This is a genomic window from Phenylobacterium sp., assembly GCF_035276905.1.
Classification (GTDB): Bacteria; Pseudomonadota; Alphaproteobacteria; order Caulobacterales; family Caulobacteraceae; genus Phenylobacterium.
In genome coordinates this window covers 1-4,446 of record NZ_DATELG010000296.1, presented here as the reverse complement: position 1 = coordinate 4,446, position 4,446 = coordinate 1, and the positions used below count along the sequence as shown (strand labels likewise).

The 4,446-nt window shown below is 64.8% G+C and carries 4 protein-coding genes; all 4 read left to right on the top strand.

The genetic code is table 11. From position 1 onward, the window contains the following. Window positions 1–300, top strand: a 300-nt coding sequence (locus VJS38_RS14035) for a glycosyltransferase (RefSeq protein ID WP_324088771.1), incomplete at its 5' end; no start/stop codon positions are given. Between the two features lie 20 nt (window positions 301–320). Further along, on the top strand, window positions 321–1,373 hold the full coding sequence (locus VJS38_RS14030) for a glycosyltransferase family 2 protein (protein WP_324088770.1): 1,053 nt from the start codon (window positions 321–323) through the stop codon (window positions 1,371–1,373). Then, a complete protein-coding gene (locus VJS38_RS14025) occupies window positions 1,360–2,859 on the top strand; it encodes an oligosaccharide flippase family protein (RefSeq protein WP_324088769.1) in 1,500 nt (499 codons plus the stop codon). The genes VJS38_RS14030 and VJS38_RS14025 overlap by 14 nt, the downstream gene beginning before the upstream one ends. A 70-nt stretch (window positions 2,860–2,929) precedes the next feature. Continuing rightward, entirely contained in the window at window positions 2,930–4,207 is a 1,278-nt protein-coding gene (locus tag VJS38_RS14020; protein ID WP_324088768.1) for a glycosyltransferase family 2 protein, read from the top strand. Window positions 4,208–4,446: the final 239 nt, after the last annotated feature.

Genomic DNA, 4,446 nt, shown 5'->3' with positions numbered 1-4,446 from the left:
AACGGCGACCAGGACGCCTCCATCAACACCTTGAAGGAAGCGATGGCGGCGGAGCGCCCATTCGTCAGCACGCTTCACGGCGGCATTCCGGAACTGGTCGCCGGCGTCGACGCCGGCGTGCTGGCGCCTGAAGCCAATCCCCACGCGCTGTATCAGGCGCTCCAGACACTCATCGATCGACGCGGCGAATGGACTGAGATGGGCAGGCGCGCCCGCGCCCGTATCGAGCGCGACTACTCCATCGACGCCGCCGCGGCGCTGACGACGCACGCCTATCAAAGGGTGCTTCGGCCCACATAGTAAGGAGCCATAAGGACGACATGCCCAAGCATTCGGCCCCGACGCGCGTGACGATCGTTCTGACGCAGCGCGAACGCTTCAGCGCCATGCAGGAATCGTTGAGCAGCCTGCTGGAGAATACGCCTGAACCTTTCAGGCTTGTCTGCGCCACCGGGAGCGTCTCAACCCGGATGCGCGCCTGGCTCAAGCATCAGTCCCAGCAACACGGCTTCATGCACGTCGAGGCGCCCCGCACGCTGACCCCGCCCGAAGCCCGAAATCTTGGCCTTCAATACGCCGATACGGAATATGTCGTCTTTGCGGAAAACGACGTCGTCTTCAAAGCGGGATGGCTGAGCGCCCTCATCGCCTGCGCCGACGAGACGGGGGCCGACGTCGTCGCGCCGCTCACCTGCGAAGGCCGACCGATCCACACCATCGTGCATCACGTCGGATCCGTGGAGACCAATCAGGAGACCTTCGAAGGCGCGCCCGACGGCCAGAGAGACTTCCACGAGGAATTCTATCTTCAGGGCCGAACCTGCGATGAAGTCGCAGATTTCCTTGTCCGCAGGCAGACGCGATCGTTCGAGATGCACTGCTTCTTGATGCGACGCGATGTATTCAATCGAGTCGGCCTGTTCGACCCGGACATCGTCTCAAAGGAATATCTTGATTTCGCCTGGCGCCTTCGGAAAGCAGGCGGCGGCTCCATCTGGGTCGAACCCAAGGCAGTCGTAACCTTTCTCATTCCGTCCAGGACGGATCCGATCACCTTTGCGGATCTGCCCTATTTCCTGCTGCGCTGGTCGCAGGCCTGGCAAAACCGCAGTCATGACGCGCTGAAACAGAAGTGGGGGCTTGCCGAACGGGGCTTCATCGCCTCGCGCCGCGCGATCTCCCAATGGCGCATCGTCGAGCATGTGGCCAAGCCCGCGCTCGAGAAGATGCCGATGCTGGGGCGCCGCTGGGGATTCGTCTCTCGCGCCACCGCGCTGATCTATGCGCCGCTGGCGCTCGGCGCGGCGATCATGGCCTGGCGCTACGACCGTGAGCGGCGCTCCGAAGCGGCCCAGTCGCATGCAGCTTCCTGAACTCTTTGCACACGCCGGGCGGGCCGCGTTCTGGGCGGCGCTCGCAAAATGGTTCGACCTGGTGGGCGGGGCGCTCACCTTCCTGTGCATGGTGCGCCTGCTCCGGCCGGACGACTTCGGCGTCTACGGCCTTGCACTGCTGGTGATCCTGGCTCCGGAGACCATCGTCGCCGGCGCGCTGAGCGAGAGCCTCATTCAAAGGGCGGATCTGCGCCCGGGCCATGCCGCCGCCACGACCCTGCTACAGCTGGCGATCGCGCCCGTCTTGGGGGCGGGGTTGGCCGTGGCCGCGCCCTGGATCGCGGGCGCTCTTGGGCATGCGGAACTGCGGACGCTCGTGCCTTTGATGGCGGCGACGCTGATCCTGCTCGCGCTTGCGGCGACGCCCGCGGCCCTGCTGCAACGCGATCTGCGCTTCCGAGCCATCGCCGTCGTGGATGCGGCAGGCACGCTGACCGCAGCGGCGGTCGGTCTGACGATGGCGTTCACCGGCCATGGCGTATGGTCGCTGGCCTGGATGGAGGTGGCGCGGCGCGCCGTACGCGCCATCGGCTTTCTGGCGGTGGCCGGATGGCCGACCGTATGGCCCAGCAAGGCCGAGTTCGCCGACCTGACGCACTTCAATCTGACAAGCCTGGCGATGCGCCTGATGATCCAGGCGGACAGCGCCGTACCGCGCCTCTTCCTGGGCGTGGCCAGCGCCAGCGCCCTTGGCTACTTCAACCTCGCCCAGCGGATTTTCCAGCAGTTCAGCGCCTTGTTCATCGCTCCGTTCAACGGGATCGCGCTGCCGGTCGCCTCGCGCATCCAGGGAGAGCGGAAAAAGCTTCACGCGGCGCTCGACGGCGCCACCCGGGTCTCGACCTTGGTGGCCTATCCGATTTTTCTGGGCGGCGCGGCCATCGCCCCGGTGGCGATCCCGATGCTCCTGGGCAGGACCTGGGCGCCGGCGACGCTCGCCATTCAGATCATGCTGTTGCTCGGTCTGCGCGCCGCCACCGCCTCGTTCAACGGGGGGGTGTTGCGCGCGGTCGGCAAGCCTGGCCTGCAGCTCCTCCTTGTCACCATCGGCGTCGCGATCAACGCCAGCATCGCCCCGTTCGCCGCCGCGTGGGGGGCGAGCGCGATCGCAGCCGTATTTCTGGCGCGCGGGCTCGTGACCTGGGCGCTGGGGGCGATGCTGCTCCAGCGCGTCGTCGGATATCCGGCGACACGACAATTTTCGATCGGCTGGGAGAGCATGGCGTCCGCCATAGTCATGACGGCTGTCGTGAGCGGCGCTCGGCTTGGCTTGGGCGATGGCGGGTCAGGACCGATCCGGCTCGCCGGCTCGATCGTGCTGGGCGCGGCCACCTACGCCTTGACGCTGCGCGTCCTGGCTCCGGCTACGGTTCGCGTCTTCACCCAGATCGCCTTGGCGCTATGCCGACGAGATCGCGCAGGTGCGGCGGCGCTCGCCTACGCTTGGGCGCAACCCTCCACTTAATTCGTATTGCGGCCCGGACCTTGTCCAGGACCACAGATTAAAGGCGGCAACCGACTGCGGGACGGCGGCGATGGAAGAAGAAGCTCCAAGCGTTTCGGTTATCCTGCCCACGTTCAACCGGGAGCGGTACATTCGCGCCGCGATTTCAAGCATTCTCGAGCAATCGTCTCGCGTCCGCGAGATCATTGTTGTCGACGATGGATCGACCGACGGCACTGCAGCCGCCTGCGCCGAATTCGCGCAACAAGTGCGTTACGTCCGTCAGCCCGAGAACCGGGGCAAGACCGCCGCCATCAATCGCGGACTCGCCCTGGCGACGGCGGACTACATCTGGATCATGGATGACGACGACATCGCTCCATCAGACGCCCTCGAACAATTGCTCCGACCGCTGACCGAAAATCCGAAGCCGGGATTCAGTTATGGCCGACTGCAAAAGTTTACTGAGGACGAGAGGGGCGCGTGCGCCTTCGATCCGCCCCAGGCATTCCCAGTGGACGGCGAGAGATCCTTTTTTGCCCGGTTGATGGAGGATTGCTTCATTACCGGCCAGCCGTGCGTCCTGGTGCGTAAAGCGTGTTTCGACGAGATCGCGCCGCTGGATGAAAGCGTCCAAGTGTCAGTGGACTACAATATTCTGCTTCAGCTTGCCCGTCGTTACGATGCGGCGTGTGTCGATCAGGTCGTCTTGTGGCAGCGCCAGCACCTCGGAATGCGCGGGCCAAAGGCGAATTCCTACCGCGAAAGCGAACGCGTGCAGCGCTGGATGCAATCGGACGCACGCCTGCTTCGACAGCTGCTGCGGGACCTGCGCCTGCCCGAATACCTGGGCCTGCGTAGTCGTTCCGTTCGTCTCACGCCGCTCCAAAGACGCCAGGCGCTGTTCCAGAAGGCCGCCATCGCCGCGCGCAAGAACTTGTGGGACATCGCCTTCCCGGCGCTTGCAGATGCGCTCGCAGCCGACTCCAAGTCGCCGCTGACCCCGCCGAACCTGGCGGCGCTGCAGAACATGCTGGGCTGCCGCTACGGCATCGACGAATTCATATTCGACCCCGCCAAGCAGGCTGCCCTGGTGAAGGCCGCCGGGCAAGGCCCGCTGGCCACGGAAGTTCGCTACGCCGTTGGCTCGCGCCTTACCTATTGGATCGGGGATGCGTTGCGTCGGGGCGATCTGCGCCGCTTCTCGGCGACATGCTGCACGCTCGCGCGCATCAGCGGCGTCAGTGCGTTGCGCCTCTGCCTGGCTCCAATCGAAAAGAGAATGATGCAGCTATTTCGCGCGACCGAAGCCGACCGGCGGCGAGACGACTTGCAGGCTGAAGATTGCGAAGTTCGCTCCGGCGCGTGACCCGACGCGGACGAACTTCAGATCCAGCCCGCTAGACCATTCGCCGCCGAAGTGGAGGCCGGTTCGGCGCAGCGAATGGTCTAACTTCAAGAACTTATGTTCGGCGGTTCATTCGAACCGCCGAACGCTCTAGATGTGAGCTCTCAGTAGGTTGTCCATCCGGTCCGGACCGGGAAGGCTGTTGTTGCGACACTTCAGCTGAGTCTCGGGGGACCGGATGAACCTGCATAGGAATGCCC